This window comes from Peribacillus sp. BM1, assembly GCF_056679975.1.
On sequence record NZ_CM155259.1, the window covers coordinates 1,011,249 to 1,034,953 of the forward strand.

Annotated in this window: 21 protein-coding genes; 8 read left to right on the forward strand and 13 right to left on the reverse strand. The window is 37.7% G+C overall.

The window, feature by feature from the left end; genetic code table 11:
* Nucleotides 1–247: 247 nt before the first annotated feature.
* Together AC1MGI_RS04870 and AC1MGI_RS04875 are read right to left on the reverse strand one after the other, a co-directional pair.
* Nucleotides 248–448: a DUF951 domain-containing protein gene (locus AC1MGI_RS04870; protein WP_480348795.1), complete on the reverse strand. Its 201-nt coding sequence runs from the start codon at nt 446–448 to the stop codon at nt 248–250.
* 33 nt (nt 449–481) lie between these two features.
* Complete coding sequence (locus AC1MGI_RS04875) at nt 482–1,240, reverse strand: mechanosensitive ion channel family protein (RefSeq protein WP_480348796.1); 759 nt, start codon at nt 1,238–1,240, stop codon at nt 482–484.
* Nucleotides 1,241–1,629: 389 nt separating this feature from the next.
* On the opposite strand from AC1MGI_RS04875, the gene yyaC reads away from it, so the two are divergent.
* A complete protein-coding gene (gene yyaC / locus AC1MGI_RS04880; RefSeq protein ID WP_480348797.1) occupies nt 1,630–2,256 on the forward strand; it encodes a spore protease YyaC in 627 nt (208 codons plus the stop codon).
* Between the two features lie 93 nt (nt 2,257–2,349).
* Here the strand turns inward: yyaC and AC1MGI_RS04885 are convergent, their stop codons facing one another.
* The 11 genes from AC1MGI_RS04885 to rpmH all read right to left on the reverse strand — a co-directional run bounded on the left by AC1MGI_RS04885 (nt 2,350) and on the right by rpmH (nt 12,972).
* Nucleotides 2,350–3,066, reverse strand: a complete 717-nt coding sequence (locus AC1MGI_RS04885) for a DUF554 domain-containing protein (RefSeq protein ID WP_480348798.1) — start codon at nt 3,064–3,066, stop codon at nt 2,350–2,352.
* 94 nt (nt 3,067–3,160) lie between these two features.
* Complete coding sequence (locus AC1MGI_RS04890; protein WP_480348799.1) at nt 3,161–4,024, reverse strand: ParB/RepB/Spo0J family partition protein; 864 nt, start codon at nt 4,022–4,024, stop codon at nt 3,161–3,163.
* The gene (locus AC1MGI_RS04895) at nt 4,017–4,778 is read right to left on the reverse strand and encodes a ParA family protein (RefSeq protein ID WP_403076861.1); all 762 of its coding nucleotides are present in this window, start codon (nt 4,776–4,778) and stop codon (nt 4,017–4,019) included. The genes AC1MGI_RS04890 and AC1MGI_RS04895 overlap by 8 nt, the downstream gene beginning before the upstream one ends.
* A gap of 270 nt (nt 4,779–5,048) precedes the next feature.
* On the reverse strand, nt 5,049–5,912 hold the full coding sequence (gene noc, locus AC1MGI_RS04900) for a nucleoid occlusion protein (RefSeq protein ID WP_454213690.1): 864 nt from the start codon (nt 5,910–5,912) through the stop codon (nt 5,049–5,051).
* 258 nt (nt 5,913–6,170) lie between these two features.
* The gene (gene rsmG, locus AC1MGI_RS04905) at nt 6,171–6,887 is read right to left on the reverse strand and encodes a 16S rRNA (guanine(527)-N(7))-methyltransferase RsmG (protein WP_062186623.1); all 717 of its coding nucleotides are present in this window, start codon (nt 6,885–6,887) and stop codon (nt 6,171–6,173) included.
* Nucleotides 6,888–6,911: 24 nt separating this feature from the next.
* On the reverse strand, nt 6,912–8,801 hold the full coding sequence (mnmG, locus tag AC1MGI_RS04910) for a tRNA uridine-5-carboxymethylaminomethyl(34) synthesis enzyme MnmG (RefSeq protein ID WP_480348800.1): 1,890 nt from the start codon (nt 8,799–8,801) through the stop codon (nt 6,912–6,914).
* A 21-nt stretch (nt 8,802–8,822) separates the two neighbouring features.
* Nucleotides 8,823–10,208: a tRNA uridine-5-carboxymethylaminomethyl(34) synthesis GTPase MnmE gene (gene mnmE / locus AC1MGI_RS04915; protein WP_480348801.1), complete on the reverse strand. Its 1,386-nt coding sequence runs from the start codon at nt 10,206–10,208 to the stop codon at nt 8,823–8,825.
* A 583-nt stretch (nt 10,209–10,791) separates the two neighbouring features.
* Nucleotides 10,792–11,418 (reverse strand): RNA-binding cell elongation regulator Jag/EloR, encoded by a 627-nt coding sequence (gene jag / locus AC1MGI_RS04920; protein ID WP_480348802.1) that lies wholly within the window; start codon nt 11,416–11,418, stop codon nt 10,792–10,794.
* Entirely contained in the window at nt 11,415–12,203 is a 789-nt protein-coding gene (gene spoIIIJ, locus AC1MGI_RS04925) for a YidC family membrane integrase SpoIIIJ (RefSeq protein WP_480348803.1), read from the reverse strand. Before spoIIIJ ends, jag begins: the two co-directional genes overlap by 4 nt.
* A 175-nt stretch (nt 12,204–12,378) precedes the next feature.
* Entirely contained in the window at nt 12,379–12,756 is a 378-nt protein-coding gene (gene rnpA, locus AC1MGI_RS04930; protein WP_480348804.1) for a ribonuclease P protein component, read from the reverse strand.
* Between the two features lie 81 nt (nt 12,757–12,837).
* Nucleotides 12,838–12,972: a 50S ribosomal protein L34 gene (gene rpmH / locus AC1MGI_RS04935; RefSeq protein ID WP_034302547.1), complete on the reverse strand. Its 135-nt coding sequence runs from the start codon at nt 12,970–12,972 to the stop codon at nt 12,838–12,840.
* An 885-nt stretch (nt 12,973–13,857) separates the two neighbouring features.
* Between rpmH and dnaA the strand changes: the two genes are divergently transcribed.
* The 7 genes from dnaA to gyrA all read left to right on the forward strand — a co-directional run bounded on the left by dnaA (nt 13,858) and on the right by gyrA (nt 23,504).
* Nucleotides 13,858–15,207 (forward strand): chromosomal replication initiator protein DnaA, encoded by a 1,350-nt coding sequence (gene dnaA, locus AC1MGI_RS04940; protein ID WP_480348805.1) that lies wholly within the window; start codon nt 13,858–13,860, stop codon nt 15,205–15,207.
* A 202-nt stretch (nt 15,208–15,409) separates the two neighbouring features.
* The gene (dnaN, locus tag AC1MGI_RS04945; protein ID WP_480348806.1) at nt 15,410–16,546 is read left to right on the forward strand and encodes a DNA polymerase III subunit beta; all 1,137 of its coding nucleotides are present in this window, start codon (nt 15,410–15,412) and stop codon (nt 16,544–16,546) included.
* A 307-nt stretch (nt 16,547–16,853) separates the two neighbouring features.
* Nucleotides 16,854–17,066 (forward strand): S4 domain-containing protein YaaA, encoded by a 213-nt coding sequence (yaaA, locus tag AC1MGI_RS04950; RefSeq protein WP_062186639.1) that lies wholly within the window; start codon nt 16,854–16,856, stop codon nt 17,064–17,066.
* Between the two features lie 20 nt (nt 17,067–17,086).
* Complete coding sequence (recF, locus tag AC1MGI_RS04955; RefSeq protein WP_480348807.1) at nt 17,087–18,205, forward strand: DNA replication/repair protein RecF; 1,119 nt, start codon at nt 17,087–17,089, stop codon at nt 18,203–18,205.
* A gap of 12 nt (nt 18,206–18,217) precedes the next feature.
* Nucleotides 18,218–18,469 (forward strand): extracellular matrix regulator RemB, encoded by a 252-nt coding sequence (gene remB / locus AC1MGI_RS04960; protein WP_480348808.1) that lies wholly within the window; start codon nt 18,218–18,220, stop codon nt 18,467–18,469.
* A gap of 428 nt (nt 18,470–18,897) precedes the next feature.
* Nucleotides 18,898–20,820, forward strand: coding sequence for a DNA topoisomerase (ATP-hydrolyzing) subunit B (gyrB, locus tag AC1MGI_RS04965; RefSeq protein ID WP_480349704.1), 1,923 nt, complete (start codon nt 18,898–18,900; stop codon nt 20,818–20,820).
* A gap of 161 nt (nt 20,821–20,981) precedes the next feature.
* A complete protein-coding gene (gene gyrA / locus AC1MGI_RS04970) occupies nt 20,982–23,504 on the forward strand; it encodes a DNA gyrase subunit A (RefSeq protein WP_480348809.1) in 2,523 nt (840 codons plus the stop codon).
* Nucleotides 23,505–23,705: the final 201 nt, after the last annotated feature.

A 23,705-nucleotide genomic window follows, 5' to 3' on the forward strand; every position in this document is an offset into this window, starting at 1 on the left:
TACCTTTTATATCAAATAAATATTGAATTTATAGATGTATAGTTAAACCTTTCACAATTATAGATAGTGGGCATGAAAAAGACAAGGAAATAAAATGACACTTCAATCAGTGGGGGGTTCATCCCCGACCCACGCTTCTTCTATTCCTCAAGCCTTGAGGTGGAAGTTTTACTGCCCGTTAATGCGGGATAAAGCAATCTTCAAGCATCATAGTCACTTCGACGTCATTTTTACCGAAGGCCAGTTCTTACTCTTCCTCATGCTTCTTCAATACCTTTTTCATTTTACGGGTAAATTCACGTCTTGGCAAAATGACACTATGTCCGCATCCTTCACATTTAATGCGGATATCCATGCCTAAACGAATGATTTTCCAGCTGTTCACCCCACATGGATGGGGCTTTTTCATCTCAACTATATCATTAAGGCCAAATACTTTCTCTTCCACTTTTCCTCATCCTTTTCTCTAACAATTTGTAGATTACGACTCTTCTTGAACTGTGACTTTTAGATGGTTTTCATCAATACAATTTTTTATTTCCTTTCGTAACACCCTGCCTATAAAGTAGTGCTGCATTGGAATGGTTTCAGCTGTAATTCTCAAAACTACATCACTTGGGTTCAGTGACTGAATTCCTAACACTTGAGGTGTTTTCACAATTTCTTTGTATTTAGCAGGCAATAATTCAAGCATATGGGAAATCGTTCTTTCTGCACGCTCAATATCTCCGTCATATGGGAGCGTAAGATCAACAACAGCAACACTATTTAAAATGGAGAAATTAGTCACCTCGAGGATGCTTCCATTTGGAATCACAAATAGTTGTCCGATTGAGCTTTTAATTTTAGTTGTCCTCAATCCAATTTCCACTACTTCTCCTTCATAATCCTTAATCTTTATTTGGTCACCCACTGAAAATTGATCTTCAAATATAATAAAAAACCCCATAATTACATCTTTCACTAAGCTTTGTGCACCGAAACCAACGGCTAATCCGACAATTCCCGCTCCAGCCAACAATGCTTTCACTTCAATGTTTACTGCTTCTAAGATCATAATAATGGAAATAAAATTAACGGTATAAGTAAGCACGTTTTTTAATAATCTTAATAAAGTAGCATCTCGACGTTCTGACACACGTAATGGACTTTTCGCGCGCATTAAGAAAAACTTAGCAATAATACCTTTCCCAATCTTAATAACCATACGAGATAAAATGAAAATAATTAAAATTTGCAATAAGCTCTCACCAATTATAAGCCATGTCTCTTCTGAGGAAAATTTTCCCGCAAACCTTTCTAACATCTTACTTGAAAAAGTCAAACGAATCACCAACCAACCAGTATTTTTTTCTAATTAAAATGATTCTACTAATCATCTTAGTCTCTTAGATAAAATCTTTGGATATAAATAAAATGAAACTTCAATCAGTGGGGGGACTGCCCCGTTAATACAGGATAAAATGAATAATAAAGTATTTCTTTGAATATAACCAATGATGGTATTATACCATTTTCAATAAGTCTCCAAATTATAATCTCTTTTTAAAGATTTCTTTCCCCACCTTCACGTATACCATTTCCTTTTTTTCCGTATACTGTTAGTACTATTACAGAGGAGTGGAGCCGATGAACCTGAAATCTAGTTTATTTGATAATAAAAATGGGATGAGCCGGATTTTACATGATGAGATAGATGCATCACGAAGAGTTTCTCAGGAAATAATTTCATTACTTCCTGCTAACGGGCAGGCTATCGTCATCGTTTGCATTGGAACAGATCGATCCACGGGAGATTCTCTCGGTCCACTAGTCGGAACTTTATTATTAGAAAAAACAACAATTTCTCCATTCTTTGTTTATGGAACGCTTGAAGAACCCATACATGCGATGAACTTAACTGAACAGCTTGCAGTCATTAAGGCGAAACACGATAATCCATTCATCATAGGGATTGATGCTTGTCTTGGTCGTTTGAAAAGTGTGGGAATTGTGCAAGTAGGTGAAGGTCCCGTTAAACCGGGAGCTGGGGTTAATAAGGATCTTCCATCTGTGGGAGATGCCCATATTACTGGGATTGTGAATGTGAGCGGATTTATGGAATTCATGGTTTTACAAAACACTCGTCTAAGTCTTGTCTTAAAGATGGCAAAAACGATTGCCGATGGCATTTACTTTGCTAGCGACCAATTTGCGTCTAAACAAACAACAATCAGAAATTTTAACTTCGTGTTAGATCAGGAGAAAAGTATGTAAGCGAAGGGAAAAGTTCATTCCCTTCTTTTTTAGAATTAGCTCTGTTAAGCAATATTGTTATTTCACTCTTTAGACACGATAGCTTCGCCTTTCTTATAATGATATTTCAAAATAATAAAAGACGAATGTAAGTACAGCTACTACTAATATACCGGGTAAAAGGTTGGCGACGCGAATTTTCGTAACCCCCATTATATTTAAACCAATCGCAAAAATCATAACGCCTCCAGTCGCCGTCATTTCCGAAATGAAGGCATCCAAATAAGCAACAGGAACCCACTTATCAATTTGCGTTGCAAAGAGAGCGATAATCCCTTGATAGAGCATAACAGGAACGCTGGAGAAAATAACACCAATTCCAAGTGTGCTTGCTAGAATAATGGCAGTGAAACCATCAATGATTGCTTTTGTATATAACACATCATGATCATGTCTAATTCCACTATCTAGCGCACCAATAACGGCCATAGCTCCAATAAGGAAAATGAGAGTTGCTGTCACAAAGCCTTGTGCAATTGAATCTCCTTCCTTCGATCCCCCCAACTTTTTTTCTAGCCAATTTCCCAAGGCGTTTAACTTAGCATCCAAGTCAATCCATTCACCGATCACAGCGCCTAGGACTAAGCTCAATATAACAATAAGGAATTGCTGACTTTTAAAACCCATTTGTAACCCGAGTACTACAACAGCAAGACCTATCCCACTCATAACTGTCTGCTTCATACTTTCGGGAATATTTTTAAGAAACCTGCCAAGTAACGTGCCAAGAATAATACATAAACCGTTAACCAATGTTCCTACTAACACCAACGTGCTCACCTTTATCTATGATAGTATGTAAAGAAAAAAATTGATATTTGTCCTTAACATAAGGAAGGGTGAGTTACGTGAACTCTACCCTTCTTTATGAGGATAAATCTTCTTGTTGAATCAATTCCAAAATCCGTTCAAGGTCTTCACGGGAGTAAAACTCAATTTCAATTTTACCTTTTTTCTTACTTTGTTTTATCGTTACTGAAGTCCCAAATCGTTCGCGTAAAACTGACTCACGCTCTTTGATAAAAATGTCTTTTTTCTCTTGCCCCTTTTTACTTACTGTTTCACGTGGAACATCTTGATTATATTCCTGGATGTATTGTTCTAATTGACGAACATTCATTTCATCCTTCAGTACTTTATCAACTACAAATTGTAGAGCAGCCTTATTCTTCAATGAAAGCAACGCCCGGCCGTGCCCCATTGATATTTTCCCATCGGAAATGTAGGTTTGAATCTCTATAGGCAATGAGAGTAGCCTAATATGATTTGCAACATGAGGACGGCTTTTTCCTAAGCGTTTCGCTAATTCCTCCTGAGTAACCCCCTGCCTTTCTAGTAGTTTCTGATAGGCCGAAGCTTCTTCGATTGGGTTTAAATCTTCACGTTGAAGGTTTTCTAAAATAGCCAACTCCATCATTTGGTTTTCATCAAGCGTTCTAACAACGACAGGGACAGTCTTCAAACCAGCTTCCTTTGCTGCTCGAAAACGTCTTTCACCAACAACGATTTCGTAGCCCTTAATACTTTCTCTAGCGATGATCGGCTGAAGAATTCCATGCAGTTCAATGGATTGTGTTAATTCCGCAAGTTTCTCTTTCCGGAATACCTTTCGCGGCTGATAAGGATTTGGGCGTAATTCCTTTATATTTACCTCTATAACAGCGTCCTCTTTCCCTGCTTCAAGATTTGTAAATAATGCATTGATTCCTTTACCAAGTCCCTTAGCCATTTGCTATCACTTCCTTTGCCAGGTCTAAATAAACCTCTGCTCCTTTTGATTTAGGATCATAGATAATAATGGGTTCTCCGTGGCTCGGTGCCTCGCTTAATCTGACATTTCTAGGAATAATGGTTCGATACACCTTATCTTGGAAGTATTTTTTCACTTCCTCGATCACTTGTAAGCCTAAATTCGTCCGAGCATCAAGCATAGTCAGCAACACTCCTTCAATTTTCAAGGATTGATTCAAGTGCTTTTGAACGAGGCGAATGGTGTTCAACAGTTGACTAAGTCCTTCTAATGCATAATACTCACATTGAACAGGAATCAATACAGCATCTGCTGCAGTAAATGAATTCAACGTAAGCAATCCCAATGATGGTGGACAATCAATGATTACATAATCATATTGATCTTTAACTTCTTCAAGTGCTCTTTTTAAACGGACCTCTCTTGAAATGGTCGGCACCAATTCTATTTCTGCCCCTGCAAGTTGAATCGTGGCGGGAATCGTAAATAGATTCTCAACTTTTGTCTCTTTAATCACTACGTTTGCCTCTACATCATCGACCAGAATATCATATATACATTGTTCAACATCCGACTTGTCAATGCCCACTCCACTCGTTGCATTTCCTTGAGGGTCAATATCCACTAATAATACCTTTTTCCCAATGTATGCTAAACAAGCGCCTAGATTTACTGAGGTCGTTGTTTTGCCAACTCCGCCCTTTTGATTGGCAATCGCAAGAATCTTTCCCATGATGTCACCTACTTTCGACACAATTTCATCTTTCATCTATCTCTTATATAGCTATATATCCAAATTCAAAAATTTCTGACTCTAATTATCATACTACTAAAAAAGTCTATTAACCTATTCTATTTTATCATGAAAAGGGAGACTTTTATTTCTTTTCTCAAAATCAAAGTAAAAAAGAATACTTCAAGTAGCTCAGACTAGTAAACATGTTGGTCAGCTATAGCAAAAAGGCTTGGTAATCAAGGACTACCAAGCAGTAACTTTATAAGATTATGATTTCTTCTTTGGAATTTTTATCGTAAATTGATAATATTCCTCGAATTCCTCTTCCTCTGAATCAAGATTTATTCCATTATCGGTTACCATTGTAAGAGACTGTCTAATAGTGTTGAGAGCAATGCGCATATCTTTACTGAAAGCCTTTCGCTTCGGTTTCGGTTTTCTATCTAAGCTGCTGAGCAATTTCACAACCCGCTCTTCTGTTTGCTTCACATTCCAATTCTTCTCAATAATTTCTGCAAGAAGTTTGACTTGTTTTTCTGAATCTTTCAAAGGAATTAATGAGCGAGCATGTCTCTCGGTTATCTGTTTTTGCAAAATGGCCTCTTGCACTTCTTGAGGCAACTTCAATAACCTTAACTTATTTGCCACTGTAGATTGACCAATCCCCAGCCTTTGCGCAAGTGCTTCTTGTGTAAGTTGATGAAGTTCCAATAGTTTACCATAAGCGAGAGCCTCTTCAATTGGCGTAAGCTCTTCCCTTTGTAAATTCTCTATTAGTGCGACTGATGCCGTCTCTGTATCATTGAAATCCTTAACAATTGCTGGTGCCGTTTCCCAACCAAGTTTCTGCATAGCTCGGAATCTGCGTTCACCTGCAATGATTTCAAACTTGCCTTGTTCGTATTCCCTGACAACAATTGGTTGAATGATACCATGTGTATGAATAGTCTGGGCCAATTCTGCAATCTTGTTTTCATTAAAAACCGTTCTTGGTTGATAGCGGTTTGGTACTATATCAGAAATGGCAATTTTTTTTATTTCTTCATTCCTGCTAGGTGTCTCCATATCTACTTGCTCTTGCTCTTCTTCTTTTTCGCCTAACCCAAAGAACCGCGAAAAAGGATGCTTCATTTCCCTACACCACCTTTAAAAAGCTCCCATTTATCATATTCTCTATAAAAATGACAAGTCCTTCTAAATATCCACACATATTTACTCGAAATGTACAAGGATCTGTCCCTTAACGAAAGAGACAGACCCTTCCTGAGGCATCGTTTAATTTCGTGAAAAGATGACATGCACATCTTTAGCCTCGCAGCTAAAAACACACGAGTATCCTAATTACGTGCCGCATTTAATCCATTCCACTAAATTGAAGCATAATACACTCTACTCAATTGGCATTTTATTCGGTGTACCTGGCTTACGTGGATACTTTTTAGGCGTTGTTTTCACCTTACTAATTGTGATAATTGTTCTCTCACTAAGTTCTTCTGGTAGCAAAAAGCTATGAATCTCTCCTACTTTGCCACCTAATGTAGAGATCGCTTTCTTCCCTGTATCCAATTCATCATTTGTACTTGCAGCCTTCATAGCAATAAATGTACCGTTTTGTTTAACGAGCGGCAAGCAAAGCTCACTCAAAACGGACATTCGTGCAACGGCTCTTGCCATAACAATATCATAAGTTTCACGATGCTCTTGTTTTTGCGCAAACGTTTCAGCACGATCGTGATAAAAGTGAGTATGTGAAAGATTCAGGGTTTTAGCTAAGTGCTCAAGGAAGGAAATTCGTTTATTAAGAGAATCTACAATGGAAATATGTAACTCTGGAAAACAGATTTTTAATGGGATGCTAGGAAAACCTGCGCCCGCTCCTACATCACAGATTTTATATGGCTTAGTAAAATCAAAGTAAAATGAAGCACTAATGGAATCATAAAAATGCTTTAAATATACTTCTTCTTTATTTGTTATGGCTGTTAAATTCATTTTTTCGTTCCACTCAACTAATAGTTCGTAGTACGTTTCAAATTGCTGAAGCTGTAGAGGAGAAAGTACAATGCCTTTCTCTTTCAGCTCAGCTTGAAATTGTTCGATATTCATAGGCTTCAATCCTTTTCAATCCATCTAGTTTTGAGGAATACGAGCAATTTTTCCTTGTTCTAAATAAACAAGTAAAATCGATACATCTGCAGGGTTAACACCTGAAATTCGCGAAGCTTGTGCCACTGATAGTGGATGGACTTGTTTTAATTTTTGACGTGCCTCAGTAGCCAAGCCACTGATAGCATCATAATCAATATTTTCTGGGATTTTTTTATTCTCCATTTTTTTCAAACGATCTACTTGCTGAAGTGATTTTTCAATATATCCTTCATATTTAATTTGAATTTCTACCTGCTCTTTCACTTCGGTATCCAACGGTATTTCACTTGGAGCAAGCTGTTGAATTTGTTCATAACTCATTTCCGGTCGTTTCAATAAATCAGCAGCTCGAATCCCATCTTTTAATTCACTTCCACCATGTTCAACAATTACTTGCTGTACTTGTTGAGTAGGTTTGATAAATAAGGTTTGCAGACGTTCCTTTTCTTCTTCAACTGCTGCTTTTTTCAATAAGAAACGTTGATAGCGATCTTCTTTAATCATTCCAATCGTATGCCCAATTTCAGTTAAACGCAAATCAGCATTGTCATGGCGTAAAAGGAGTCGATATTCAGCACGAGACGTTAGCAGACGATAGGGCTCGCTCGTTCCTTTTGTCACAAGGTCATCAATCAATACTCCGATATAGGCATCAGAACGACTTAAAATTAACTCTTCTTTTTCCAGTGCATTTAGGCCGGCATTGATTCCTGCCATTAATCCTTGTCCAGCCGCTTCCTCATAGCCAGATGTTCCATTAATTTGCCCTGCTGTATATAGGTTTTTTACTTTTTTTGTTTCTAATGTAGGCCATAGCTGTGTCGGAACAATTGCATCATATTCGATTGCATATCCTGCACGCATCAATTCTGCTTTTTCTAATCCAGGAATACTTGCTAGAAGTCTTCTCTGTACGTCTTCTGGCAGACTTGTCGATAAGCCTTGTACATAGACTTCTTGTGTATTTCTTCCTTCAGGTTCCAAGAAAATTTGGTGGCGTGGTTTATCATTGAAACGAACCACTTTATCTTCAATAGAAGGACAATAACGTGGACCAGTACCTTTGATCATCCCTGAGTACATAGGAGAACGGTGTAAATTTTCATCAATAATCTGATGGGTCCCTTCATTCGTATACGTTAGCCAACATGGTAATTGATCTGTAATGAATTTTGTTGTTTCATAAGAAAATGCTCGCGGAACATCGTCACCAGGCTGAATTTCTGTTTTACTGTAATCAATCGAATGACTGTTAATTCGCGGAGGGGTGCCTGTTTTAAATCGAACTAAGTCGAATCCAATTTCCTCTAAATGTTCGGACAATCGAATAGATGGCTGTTGGTTATTCGGGCCGCTTGAATATTTCAATTCACCAAGAATGATTTCTCCACGAAGGAACGTTCCTGTTGTAATAACAACTGTTTTTGCATGATAAACAGCACCAGTTTGCGTGATAACCCCTTTACATACATCATCTTCAATGATGAGCCGCTCAACCATTCCTTGAATTAACGTTAGATTTGGTTCATTTTCAATTGTATTCTTCATTTCCTGTTGATATAAGGTCTTATCTGCTTGCGCGCGTAAAGCACGTACAGCTGGCCCTTTTCCTGTATTCAACATTCTCATCTGAATATGCGTTTTATCAATATTTTTTCCCATTTCGCCGCCTAAGGCGTCAATTTCCCTGACGACAATTCCCTTTGCCGGGCCCCCAACAGAAGGATTACATGGCATAAAGGCAACCATATCCAAATTTATCGTAATCATTAGCGTTTTTGCCCCGACACGAGCTGCTGCAAGGCCTGCTTCACTTCCTGCATGTCCAGCGCCAATGACAATCACATCATAGTTTCCTGCTTCATATTGCATCCAGTTTCACTCCTTACTTCATTATTTCCCTAAACAAAACTGAGAAAATAATTGATTAATTAATCCTTCATGCACACTGTCTCCAATGATTTCCCCTAGTAATTCCCATGCTTTCGTGAAATCAATTTGTACTAAATCGACTGGCGTGCCTGATTCTATCGCCCAAACTGCATCCTCTACAGATTTTAATGCTTGTCCAAGAAGTGCAATATGTCGTGAGTTAGAGACATATGTTAAATCGCCTGTCTCTAATGTCCCAGCAAAAAATAAAGAGGCAATCGCTTCTTCAAGTTCATCCACACCTTGATCTTCTAACAAAGAAGTGGTAACAAGTCGATGCTCGCCTGTAAGCTCTTTTACACGATTTAAATTTATCTTTTTAGGCAAATCTGTTTTATTGACGATTACAATAACATCCATGCCATTAACTGCTTCAAATAATTTCTCATCTTCCATCGTTAAATTATCTGCATAATTTAAAACGAGTAAAATTAAATCAGCATCTTTTAAGACCGCTCTGGACCGTTCTACACCAATTCTTTCAACGATATCTTCCGTCTCTCGAATCCCTGCTGTATCCAGAAGGCGTAATGGAACACCGCGAACATTTACGTATTCTTCAATTACATCACGAGTTGTTCCTGGTATATCCGTTACAATTGCCTTATTCTCTTGAACTAAGCTATTCAATAATGATGACTTCCCGACATTTGGACGTCCGATAATAACTGTCGATAGTCCATCACGTAAAATCTTCCCTTGTTGTGAAGTACGCAATAACTTCTCTAATTCTACTTTAACCAGACTTGCTTTTTCCAAAAACATACGATGTGTCATTTCCTCAACATCATCATATTCTGGATAATCTATGTTGACCTCAACTTGTGCGAGCGTTTCTAAAATCTCCTGACGTAACTTGCGAATCAGCTGTGACAATCTTCCTTCCATTTGTCCTAACGCCACATTCATTGCTTTGTCCGTTTTGGCACGAATCAAATCCATCACTGCTTCTGCCTGTGAAAGGTCAATTCTTCCGTTCAAAAAGGCACGTTTCGTAAATTCACCTGGCTCAGCAAGTCTCGCTCCCTGCGATAGAACAAGCTGAAGAACTCGGTTAACTGAAACGATGCCACCGTGGCAGTTAATTTCTACAACATCCTCGCGTGTGAATGTCTTTGGTCCACGCATCACGGATATCATGACTTCTTCCACAATATCCTCTGTTTTAGGTTGAACCAAATGTCCATAATGAATGGTGTGGGAAGTAGCATCTATAAGTCGTTTTCCTTGCGGACCTCTATAAATTCGGTCAGCAATTGTAAACGCCTCATCACCACTTAACCGGACGATTGCAATTGCACCTTCACCCATAGGTGTCGAAATCGCTGTAATCGTATCGAATTCCATTTCTTCACCTTCTTTAAGAATTTCAATATAAATATATAAGAAAAGAGTACACAACTAGTAACCTGAGCACATGCAAATTCTAGCAAAACCGCTGTGCAATCGTTACTCTTCTATCAAATCAATAAAGTGAAACTTCCATCAGGGGTTTCATCCCCCACCTATTTTTTCTTGGTTCTTCCATGGAAATTAAGATGGGGATACTACAGCTTGTTAAGCCGGGATACATATCGGATAAATCTTTACTTGTTACCCGAAACGTTCTATCATCCGAAGTACTACAATATCATAGTCCTAATGTGAAAAAAAGTGGATAGCTATTTCCAAAAAGGTTTATCCACAATCCAAAAACCTATATTTAATTTTAACTTATCCACATGTGAATAACAACATCTCAAGCATCCTCAAGTAAAAAAGTAGAACTTTCCATAGAATATCCCCCTAAAGCACGTTAAATAAGAAGGTACAAATGACTTGTTTAACCTAAAAGCCTAGCATATGATAATCAAATGGAAGTTTCACTTTATTCAATCTTAATTACTCGGTTAAAAATCGACAAAAAAAGAAGAAGATCTACTTAAATAGATCAACTTCTTTCAATTGGCGAAATAATTAAATGACGATACGGTTCGGCCCCACTTGATGTAGTCTTGATTTTAGGGTAATTCATTAAAGCTGTATGAATCACCTTTCGCTCATATGAAGGCATAGGTTCTAAGCTAATGCTTTTTCTTGTTTTTAAGGCTTTACTAGCCATTCTTTTTGCTAATTGGGTCAGTGTTTCATTCCTGCGAAAACGATAGTCCTCGGCATCAAGTAACACCGTTACATATTGCTTTGAATAACGATTGGCTACCAGTTGAACTAAGTATTGAAGAGAATTCAATGTTTGTCCTCTTTTTCCAATTAGCAGTGCAATCTTGTCACCCGATAATTGAAATAATGCTTGTTTTCCTTCACGTTTCACTGAAATATCCGATTCCACGCCCATTTTCCTGCACACACTTTTTAAAAAAATTAGTGCTTCTTCAACAGCGTCCGGTACAATCGTTACCTTAACGATCGCTTTTCGATTTCCAATTAGACCAAGAAAGCCCTTTTTCCCTTCATCTATAACTTCAATTTCTACATTTTCTCTAGTGGTGTTAAGTTGAGCTAAAGCTGATTCTACTGCTTGTTCGACATTTTGTCCTATAGCAGTTATTAGTTTCACTTTTTCTTTGCTCCTCCCGCACTTTCCGCAGCTACCTTTTTCATATCCGGTCCTTTAATAATCCAGGTTTGGATAATCATGAATATATTACCAACAACCCAGTATAAAGCAAGAGCAGCAGGGAAATTAAATGCAAAAATCATAATCATGATTGGCATAATATATAACATCATTGTCATTTGCGTAGCCATTTGAGGATTCGAAGTCATACCGACCATTGTAATTTTTTGTTGGATAAACGTTGTAATACCCGCAACGATCGGCAATATATAAATTGGATCTGGGTTTCCTAAGTCAAACCACAAAAAGTCGTGCTCCGCAATTACCCGTGTACGGCTAATCGCATGATAAAAACCGATAAGTATTGGCATCTGAACAATTAACGGAAAACAACCAGCCAATGGGTTTACGCTATATTTCGTAAACAGAGCCATCGTTTCTTGTTGCAGTTTTTGTTGAGTTGCTGCATCTTTTGACGGGTACTTTTCCTTAAGTTGTTGCATTTCCGGTTGTAAAGCTTGCATAGCTTTTGAATTTTTCGTTTGTTTAATCATCAATGGTAATAGAACAAACCGAACAAGTAACGTTACTACAACAATTCCGAGGCCGTAATTATTGCCCAGTAATTCAGATATTTCAATGATAAGCCATGATAATGGATAAACAATGTATGAATTCCAAATACCTGTGCTCTCTTTAGTAATTGGTTCGCCCACTTCCGTACAACCAGTTAGAAGCATCATTAACGAAGCAAGTCCAATCATGAGTACTATTTGTTTCTTCAACCGCCTTTTCCTCCTGTCAGCAAAAAAATTCTAGCTTTACCTTGAACACTTTGTTAGTCTTCTTCATTTTCTCCAAACATTATGATAGCTATAGCTGATTCATGTTTGTCTATACATATAAAATACCTGATTACACCAATATTTACTATGTATTATATTTTAATTTGAAAAATTCTTATCGTGATGGTTTATACGTGGAAGTTTTGCTTTTATTGAAATTAAGCGATTTGGCTCTTTTTAAGACATGGATTAGACTACTTTTCACTTCAAATAAATCCATTGTTGCCGCTGGTTTACGAGCAATAATCACATAATCCTTTCCCTCTTTGATGTCATCCTTCAATTCAAGAAAAGATTGTCGAATGTACCTCTTTATTTGATTTCGGACGACGGCATTTCCAATTTTCTTGCTTACGGAAAGGCCAATTCGAAAGAAATCTTGGCTGGGCTTATCAAGGAAATAGACAACAAATTGTCTATTTCCGAATGACTCTCCCTTTTGAAACACAAGTTGGAATTCATCACTCTTTTTTATCCTTAGCTTTTTTTTCATTCTTTACACCTTCAATAAACTGAATTGGGGTCTTAATACGTCATATATGGAAAAAAAAGACCACTGAGACTTATCAGTGGTCTATGCAGATAATACTTTTCTGCCCTTACGGCGACGTGCAGCTAACACTCTACGTCCAGTTTTAGAACTCATACGGCTACGGAAACCGTGAACTTTACTGTGTTTACGTTTTTTTGGTTGATATGTGCGTTTCATTATATGACACCTCCCTGAGGAATAACAGTTAAGACAGTCTAGACAATTATATAGATGAAATATGTAAAATGTCAACCTTTCTTTAAATTTTATTACAGCTTTGTTCATAATCATTGAGGAATGATTAGTAGTTAAAACTTAGGAACAACTTCTACTTGAGTAACCAGCTTTGTCTTTGGAAGGGTGATTACTAGATTTGACATCCAGAGTCATTAAAAAACACCGTTTAAAATTAAACTTCGATCAGCACATAAAGTCGGCATTTTCCTCTTAAGTGGAACAGTTCACTTTGGGCTACGTCCTCATGAAATGAATTACCACTTTTCTATTTCAACAAATGTTGCTTTTTATACCTAACGCCTTTTATTTTGTTAATCAGCTATCATTCCCTTTGTGGATATCTTTTCGACATTTATTTTACTATCCACAGTTAATTTTCTACCTTTTACACATAATAAATGCTTGTGGAAAAGTATGGTCCACAGTGGTACAATCTTGTGGATAAAGTTTTAATAGCCATTGCAACAAGCCTGAATTTCTGATATTATATTTGTGTTTTCACTCTGAATAACTTTATCAACAATTTTGAGTTATCCACAAAGTGTTGATAACATGTGGATAGTTTATACAACCTGTGGGTAGTTTTTTGTCCACAGCCCGTGGATATTGTCGAAATATCATTTATCTTCTTTATTATATATTTATCCCTTATTCCTGTTGATGAATATTTATACCAGTATCCCAAATAAACTTGTACAAGCCGTGTACAAAGGCTTTTGTTTCACTTGATAATAATGAAATAGATTTGATTTTTCCCCTGCTAAAACCATGGCAATCGGCCGTATTTATCGTTATTTCATATAAAACTGTAAAGGAGGGATCTTATTGGATAATATCGAAAGTTTATGGGACCAATCACTGAAAAGCATGCAGAATAAAATAAGTAAGCCTAGTTTTGAAACATGGCTAAAATCCACAAAAGCCCATATGCTGCAAGGAGATATACTGACGGTCATTGCACCAAATGAATTTGCTCGCGACTGGCTTGAAGAACGATATTCCCACCTTATTTCGGAAGTTTTGCTTGAACTCACAGGTGAAGGATTGGAAGTCAAATTTATCATCCCCTCTGATCAAGGGGATGATTCAATGAAGGTTTCAACCCGGGCAAAAAAACCAAAAAAGCTTGATGACGATTCAGCTGACTTTCCACAGTTTATGTTGAATACAAAAAACACATTTGATACGTTTGTCATCGGGTCGGGCAACCGCTTTGCCCATGCTGCCTCCTTAGCAGTTGCTGAAGCACCAGCTAAGGCATATAACCCTCTCTTTATTTATGGAGGTGTTGGGCTTGGAAAGACACATCTTATGCATGCGATTGGTCAATACGTACTTGAGCATAACCCTCATGCTAAGGTTGTGTACCTTTCATCGGAGAAGTTCATGAATGAATTTATCAACTCCATTCGAGATAATAAAGCTGGTGAGTTCCGAGACAAGTATCGTACTGTTGACGTGCTTCTCATTGATGATATTCAATTTTTAGCTGGAAAAGAATCTACCCAGGAAGAATTTTTCCATACATTTAACGCTCTTCACGAAGAAAGTAAGCAAATTGTTATTTCAAGTGACCGTCCACCTAAGGAAATTCCTACTTTAGAAGACCGCTTACGCTCACGCTTTGAATGGGGATTAATTACCGATATTACACCGCCCGATTTAGAAACAAGGATTGCTATTCTTAGGAAAAAGGCAAAAGCAGACGGATTGGATATTCCAAATGAGGTTATGCTTTACATTGCTAATCAAATTGACTCCAATATTCGTGAGCTTGAAGGGGCATTGATTCGAGTAGTTGCTTACTCATCATTGATTAATAAAGACATCAATGCTGATTTAGCCGCAGAAGCATTAAAAGATATTATTCCAAGTTCAAAGCCTAAAATCATTACAATCCTTGAAATCCAAAAGACAGTCGGCGAACATTACAATATAAGACTGGAAGATTTCAAAGCAAAAAAGCGGACAAAGACTTTAGCTTTTCCGCGACAAATCGCCATGTATTTATCAAGGGAACTAACGGATTTTTCCCTCCCGAAAATAGGTGATGAATTTGGAGGTCGTGATCACACGACAGTTATCCATGCTCATGAAAAAATTTCAAAGCTTCTTCAAACTGACCCATTGCTTCAAAGACAGGTAAAAGAAATACAAGAACAGCTAAAAGTATAAGTTACTCTGAATTATGTGCATAACACACTACCACTTACACACAGTCTGTCCACATGTGGATAGACTGTTTTTCCTTAGGTTTCTCTGGGTTATCCACATATTCACAGGCCCTACTACTATTACTACTATCTTTTAAATAAATAAATATATAAATAACATATGCCATCAGGCTATTCGTTAGAACTATATTGGAGGATGAAAAATGAGATTTATTATTCAAAGAGATCGTTTAGTGCATAGTGTTCAAGAAGTAATGAAAGCTGTCACATCAAGAACAACAATTCCGATTTTAACGGGAATAAAAATAACAGCAGTAGAAGACGGGGTAACCTTAACAGGAAGTGACTCCGATATTTCTATTCAATCGTTTATCCCAATTGAGGACGGAGAAAATGAAATTGTAGAAATTAAGCAGAGTGGCAGCATTGTTCTAAATGCCAGGTTTTTCGGAGATATTGTGAAAAAACTTCCAATGGACACAGTTGATATTGAGGTGTTAAATGGCTTTCAGACCATTATACGTTCAGGTAAAGCTGAATTTAATTTAAATGGACTTGATGCTGAAGAATATCCTCATTTGCCAATCATAGAAGAGGACCAAACATTTAAATTACCTGCAGATTTATTGAAGACATTAATCCGTCAAACAGTATTTGCAGTGTCCACCTCAGAAACACGCCCTATCTTAACAGGTGTAAACTTAAAGGTAGAGGATGATGAATTAATCTGTATTGCAACAGATAGTCATAGATTAGCCATGAGAAAAGCAAAAATTGATAATAAGGTAGTCGGTTCATATAGTGTTGTAATTCCTGGAAAAAGCCTAAGTGAATTAAGCAAACTTCTTGATGATACGAATGAATTGATTGAAATGGTCATTACGGAGAATCAAGTATTATTTAAGGCAAAGAATTTATTGTTCTTCTCACGTTTGCTTGAAGGAAATTATCCTGATACATCTCGCTTAATTCCAAATGAAAGTAAAACTTCAATTACCGTTCATTCGAAGGATTTTCTTCAAGCGATTGATCGTGCTTCTTTATTGGCTAAAGAAGGAAAAAATAATGTTGTGAAGCTGACTACTTTAGAACATGGGGTCATTGAGGTATCTTCGAATACGCCTGAAATCGGAAAAGTAAGCGAAGAGTTGCAAGCGGAATCCATTGAAGGAGAAGAATTAAAGATTTCCTTTAGCGCCAAATTTGTAATGGACGCTTTGAAGGCTCTAGAAGGAACAGACATTACAATTAATTTTACTGGAGCAATGCGTCCATTTATTATTCGTTCACTTCATGATGACACAATGCTGCAGTTGATCTTACCTGTAAGGACGTATTAATGAATGAGACAGTGAAGCTTAAATGCGGACAGACAAACTAATTCCTCCTTCAAGAAAAAAGGCCTTTAAAAAGGCTTTTTTTTGAAGGTCAAAAAGGTATAAACCTTTTTAGTACGATTTAATGTCTAAGCTCCGCTGGACTGTAGAGGGTCACTTTTTAATAAATCACCCCCTAATTAACAGAATATGGTAACTACAACTACTTTTTCTCACAGTGTTTTTGCTTTGCTAATGTTAACTTTGTCTTTATGCAATTTATTTAGTACAATAAAATATTAGAGACTACTTTGAAAGAAGTGATGGACGGATGACTAAAATTCAGATTGACACAGAATATATTACGCTAGGTCAATTTTTAAAATTAGCTGACATTATTCAGAGCGGCGGAATGGCTAAATGGTTTTTGAGTGAATATGAAATTTTTATCAACGGTGAATTTGATAATAGACGGGGAAAGAAACTTAGAGATGGAGACAAGATTGATATTCCTTCGTTCGGTAGTTTTACTATTACGCGTTAGAGTAAAGGGAAGAAGCGCTTATGTATATTGAACAACTAAAACTGAAAAACTATCGGAACTATCAGGATATGGACCTTCACTTCGAAAATAAAGTAAATGTCATTCTAGGAGAAAATGCTCAAGGGAAAACGAATGTGATGGAATCTATTTTCGTTTTAGCGATGGCAAAGTCCCATAGGACATCAAATGATAAAGAACTTATTCGTTGGGATGAAGAATATGCTAAAATAGAGGGTAGGGTGAAAAAGAGAAATACTTCGATTCCACTTGAACTGGTTATATCAAAAAAGGGTAAAAAGGCAAAAAGTAATCATATTGAGCAACAAAAGTTAAGCCAATATGTTGGTAATATGAATGTGGTTATGTTTGCACCAGAAGATCTTCACCTGGTTAAAGGGAATCCGCAAGGCAGGCGCCGTTTCATTGATATGGAAATTGGTCAGGTATCTCCAGTTTACCTTCATGATATGAGTCAATATCAAAAAATTCTACAACAAAGAAACCATTATTTGAAATTGCTCCAGACGCGTAAACAAACCGATAAAGCAATGCTCGATGTATTGACAGAACAATTCATACAATATGCAGTAAAAATTTTACAAAGAAGATTTCAATTTCTTGCTTTGCTTCAAAAATGGGCTGAACCGATACATTCTGGCATCTCTCGCGGCTTAGAAGAGCTGAAAATTGAATATAAACCATCCTTGGATGTATCAGAAAGTAGTAATTTGTCGAAAATGATAGAAGTATTCCAGGAAAAGTTTGTTAAAATTCAAGGGAGAGAAATTGAACGGGGAATTACGCTTATAGGTCCGCATCGTGATGACCTAGTTTTTTTTGTGAATGGACGAGATGTTCAAACGTACGGATCTCAAGGTCAACAACGGACAACAGCACTTTCTCTAAAGCTTGCTGAAATTGAATTAATTCATACAGAAATAGGGGAATATCCCATTTTATTATTAGATGACGTATTATCTGAACTAGATGATTATCGCCAATCGCACTTGTTAAATACCATTCAAGGGAAGGTTCAAACCTTTGTTACCACAACCTCTGTGGAGGGAATTGATCACCAAACCTTGCGTGAGGCTTCTACTTTCCATGTGAGTCAGGGAAATGTGACTAAAGTAAAATGATGGGGTGAATGCATGTATCTTCATATCGGTGAGGACATTCTTGTAAAAACGGATGAGGTTATTGCAATTCTGGATAAAAATTTACTCAATTCATCTCCAACCATGGAGGAGTTTTTGCGAAAAAAGGCAGAAGTCACACAAAATTTAGCAAAGGGTTCAATCAAATCAATCGTTATTACAAATACGGTTGTTTATTATTCACCTCTTGCATCGGCAACATTAAAACGCCGGTCATTACAACGAACGATATTAATCGATGAATAGATAAGAAAAGCCGTCATCAGTTCTTGACTATGTAAGACTAGCTATTCTGCCATAATTTATTAGTCGAGGAGACGCAATGAACAACATAGCGCCTCGAACATAGGAAGACCTATTAAGTTTGAGGCGTCCTGTAATGGTCCGAGTGGGGCGACACCAAACCATTTTGAAAAGACCTATATATCCTTATCACTTATAATAGGCGGAGGTGCCCAGGAAGAATTTCGACTTTTGACATACCCTTCGCTAGTCCAACAAGCAAATGTTTCTAGGCCTCTGAAGTCTCTACTTTTACTTCAGAAGCTTGGACGTTATTTGAACTCAAGTAGTTAGGTGCTGGACACTAAAACTACTTTTTTAAAATATATGATCTTATTTTTTGAACAAACAAAAGAATGCAAAAAGAAAAGTGTAGGTGAAATCGTATGACAATGGATCAAAAGGAAGTACAAGGTCAGGCATATGATGAAAATCAGATACAGGTTTTAGAAGGACTTGAAGCTGTACGTAAACGTCCGGGTATGTATATTGGTTCTACATCAGGAAAAGGACTCCATCATCTCGTTTGGGAAATTGTTGATAATAGTATTGACGAAGCACTTGCAGGGTTTTGTGACCAGATTCAAGTGATTATTGAAGAAGATAACAGTATAACTGTCATTGATAATGGACGGGGGATCCCGGTCGGAATTCAAGAGAAAATGGGTCGCCCTGCGGTTGAAGTTATTTTGACAGTCTTGCATGCTGGTGGGAAGTTTGGCGGCGGAGGTTATAAAGTATCAGGTGGTTTGCATGGTGTAGGTGCTTCGGTTGTTAATGCTCTTTCATCAGTTTTAGAAGTGTATGTTCATCGTGAAGGGAACATTCACTATCAAAAATTTATGCGTGGTGTCTCACAAGGTGACTTAGCAGTAATTGATGAAACGGACCATACCGGGACAACAATTCATTTTAAACCGGATAGCGAAATTTTCACAGAAACACTCGAGTATGACTTTGATACATTGGCAACGCGTATCCGCGAGCTTGCTTTTTTGAATAAAGGAATTTTAATAAGTCTTGAAGATAAACGCGGTGAAGGCAAGAAGAGTGAATATCATTACGAAGGCGGAATCAAGTCATATGTTGAACACTTGAACCGTTCTAAAGAAGTAATCCATGAAGAACCGATATTCATGGAAGGTGAAAAGGACGGTATTTCCGTAGAAATAGCGATGCAATACAATGAAAGTTATATTAGCAATTTATTCACATTTGCAAATAATATTCACACATATGAAGGTGGAACGCATGAGTCTGGTTTTAAGACAGGCTTGACACGCGTTATTAATGATTATGCTCGTAAAAATGGGTTAATTAAAGAGGCAGATGCGAATCTGTCAGGAGATGATGTACGTGAAGGCTTAACTGCAATTGTCTCCATTAAGCACCCAGACCCACAATTTGAAGGGCAAACGAAAACAAAGCTTGGAAACTCAGAAGTAAGAACTGTGACGGATTCGATTTTGTCAGAAAGGCTTGATTCCTTTCTATACGAGAACCCCTCTATAGCTAGAAAGATTGTTGATAAAGGGCTAATGGCGGCTAGAGCACGAATGGCGGCTAAAAAGGCACGTGAATTGACAAGAAGGAAGAGTGCACTAGAGGTTTCGAGTCTACCGGGTAAGTTAGCGGATTGCTCATCAAAGGATCCATCTATTAGTGAATTATATATTGTTGAGGGGAACTCAGCGGGTGGTTCAGCTAAGCAAGGCCGTGACCGGCATTTCCAAGCCATTCTGCCACTTAGAGGTAAAATCTTGAATGTTGAGAAGGCACGCTTAGATCGAATTTTAAATAATATTGAAATTGGTACGATTATTACAGCGCTTGGTACAGGAATTGGCGAGGAATTTGACATTGCAAAAGCTCGATATCATAAAATTGTCATTATGACAGATGCAGATGTAGATGGAGCCCATATCCGTACATTGATGTTGACGTTTTTTTATCGCTATATGAGAAAAATCCTTGAGCATGGATATATCTATATTGCCCAGCCGCCTCTTTTTAAGATTCAACAAGGTAAGAGAGTAGAATATGCTTATAATGATCGTCAGCTTACTGAAATTATGGCAAACTTGCCAAGTTCGCCTAAACCTAGCCTGCAGCGTTACAAAGGGCTTGGTGAGATGAATCCAGAGCAATTGTGGGAAACGACTATGAATCCTGAAGCAAGAACGCTATTACAGGTTAGTTTGAGTGATGCAATCGAAGCCGATGAAACTTTCGAAATGTTGATGGGTGATAAAGTAGAACCACGCCGTAACTTTATTGAGGAAAATGCCATTTACGTTCAAAACCTTGATATTTAACAAATAGAGGTTATTCCAAATCAAAGAAATCAGCCCTTGCAATCAACAATATACATTAAAAGTGCAGTGTGGGGGCTGACTCCTTTGGGACATACCCTATACATACCGTCCTACTGGTTAAACAAACTTAGGTCACAGTTTTAAATAAGGAGGTCTGCTCCATGTCAGAAAATCAAAGAGAAAATGTTAAAGAAATTAATATTAGTACCGAAATGAGAACTTCATTTTTAGATTATGCAATGAGTGTTATTGTTTCAAGGGCTTTACCTGATGTTAGGGACGGCCTAAAACCAGTGCATCGAAGAATTCTTTATGCAATGAATGACCTTGGCATGACATCTGATAAACCGTTTAAGAAATCAGCTCGTATTGTTGGAGAAGTTATCGGTAAGTACCATCCGCACGGTGACTCTGCTGTATATGAAACGATGGTACGAATGGCTCAGCCGTTCAACTATCGTCATATGCTTATAGATGGCCATGGGAACTTTGGTTCTGTCGATGGGGATCAGGCTGCAGCGATGCGTTATACAGAAGCAAGATTGTCGAAAATTTCGATGGAATTACTTCGTGATTTGAATAAAGATACAATTGATTACCAGGATAACTATGATGGTTCTGAAAAGGAACCCGTTGTTATGCCAGCTCGATTCCCAAACTTATTAGTAAATGGATCATCTGGTATTGCAGTTGGGATGGCAACCAATATTCCGCCGCACCAATTAGGGGAAGTGATTGACGGCGTTTTGGCTTTGAGTAAAAACCCTGACATGACAATCGCTGAATTGATGGAGTTCATTCCAGGCCCGGACTTCCCAACAGCCGGTTATATTTTGGGTCGCAGTGGTATACGAAAAGCTTATGAAACTGGAAGAGGCTCCATCATTCAACGAGCGAAAGTGGAAATTGAAACGAAGTCAAATGGCAAACAAGTCATTCTGGTTACTGAAATTCCTTATCAAGTAAATAAGGCTAGACTAATTGAAAAAATTGCCGAACTTGCCCGTGATAAGAAAATTGAAGGCATAACAGACTTACGAGATGAATCAGACCGGAACGGCATGCGGATTGTCATGGAAGTTCGGAAAGATGCTAATGCCAATGTGTTGTTGAACAATTTATATAAACACACTTCTATGCAGACGACATTCGGTGTTAACTTACTTGCACTTGTGGATGGACAACCAAAAGTATTGAACTTAAAACAATGCTTATATTATTACTTAGAGCACCAAAAAGTAGTCATTCGTCGAAGAACTGAATTTGAATTGCGAAAAGCAGAAGCTCGTGCGCACATTCTTGAAGGTTTACGAATTGCCCTTGATAATCTGGATGCCATTATTAAATTAATTCGTGGGTCACAAACGACGGATATTGCACGCGAAGGATTAATGACACAGTTTTCACTTTCTGAAAAACAAGCTCAAGCCATTTTAGATATGCGATTACAACGCTTGACTGGACTAGAGCGTGAGAAAATTGAAGAAGAATATCAAGCTTTAGTTGCACTCATTGCTGAATTAAAGGCTGTTCTTGCGGATGAAGAGAAGGTATTACACATTATCCGTGAAGAGTTGCTTGAAATTAAAGAACGCTTCAATGATGTACGTCGTACTGAAATCTTGATGAGTGGCTTTGAAAGTATCGAGGATGAAGATTTAATACCAGTAGAAACAACAATTGTAACTTTGACGCATAATGGATACATTAAACGATTACCAGTATCTACTTATCGCAGTCAAAAACGCGGTGGACGAGGAATACAAGGGATGGGAACGAATGAAGATGACTTTGTAAACCATCTTTTAACGACATCTACACATGATACGCTGTTATTCTTCACGAATAAAGGAAAAGTATACCGTGCAAAAGGGTATGAAATTCCTGAATATGGTCGAACTGCAAAAGGCTTACCTTTAATCAATTTACTTGAGGTTGAAAAAGGGGAATGGGTAAACGCCATTATTCCAGTTAAGGAATTTACCGATGGCGATTTTCTATTCTTTACGACAAAGTTTGGTGTTTCTAAAAGATCACCATTATCCTCTTTTGCTAACATTCGTAATAACGGTTTAATTGCCGTAGGGTTAAACGAAGGTGATGAATTAATTTCAGTCCGTCTTACAGATGGTGATAAACAAATCGTCATTGGTACAAAAGACGGCATGCTGATTAGGTTCCCTGAAACAGACGTCCGTTCTATGGGCCGGACTGCAGCTGGGGTTAAGGGGATTTCCTTGAGGAAAGACGATGAGGTTGTTGGCATGGAGATTCTTGAAGAAAATGAAGAAGTGCTGATCGTAACTAAATTTGGTTATGGAAAACGAACTCCTGCAGAAGATTATAGAATCCAAAGCCGTGGTGGAGTTGGAATTAAAACCTGCAATGTAACGGATAAAAATGGCGAGCTGGTTGCTGTCAAAACAGTAACTGGGGAAGAAGATATCATGATTATCACTGCAGAGGGCGTATTGATTCGCATGGCAGTTGGAGATATCTCAACAACTGGTCGAAATACTCAGGGCGTTAAACTCATCCGTCTGGAAAATACGGAAAATGAATTCGTAGCTACAGTTGCAATGGCTGAACGTGAAGAAGAAAAAGAGAATGAAGACGATCTTGCTGAAGAACAGCCAAACGAAGCTATTGATGAAATAGTTGAAGTAAATGACACGGAAGAATGATAAATAAACGGGACACGAGTTAATTAGCTCGTGTCCTTTTTTTGAAGAGTAAATGCTTTAAATGAGTTTTGTGGGCATCCATACCTAAATAAGGCAAGTTTCATTTTATGCTGATACTAACACTTGTATTAAATACTACATGGTTTTTCTTACTTAAATAAAGTAATATTATGGTAGTGCGATAAACAGATGTAAATTAAG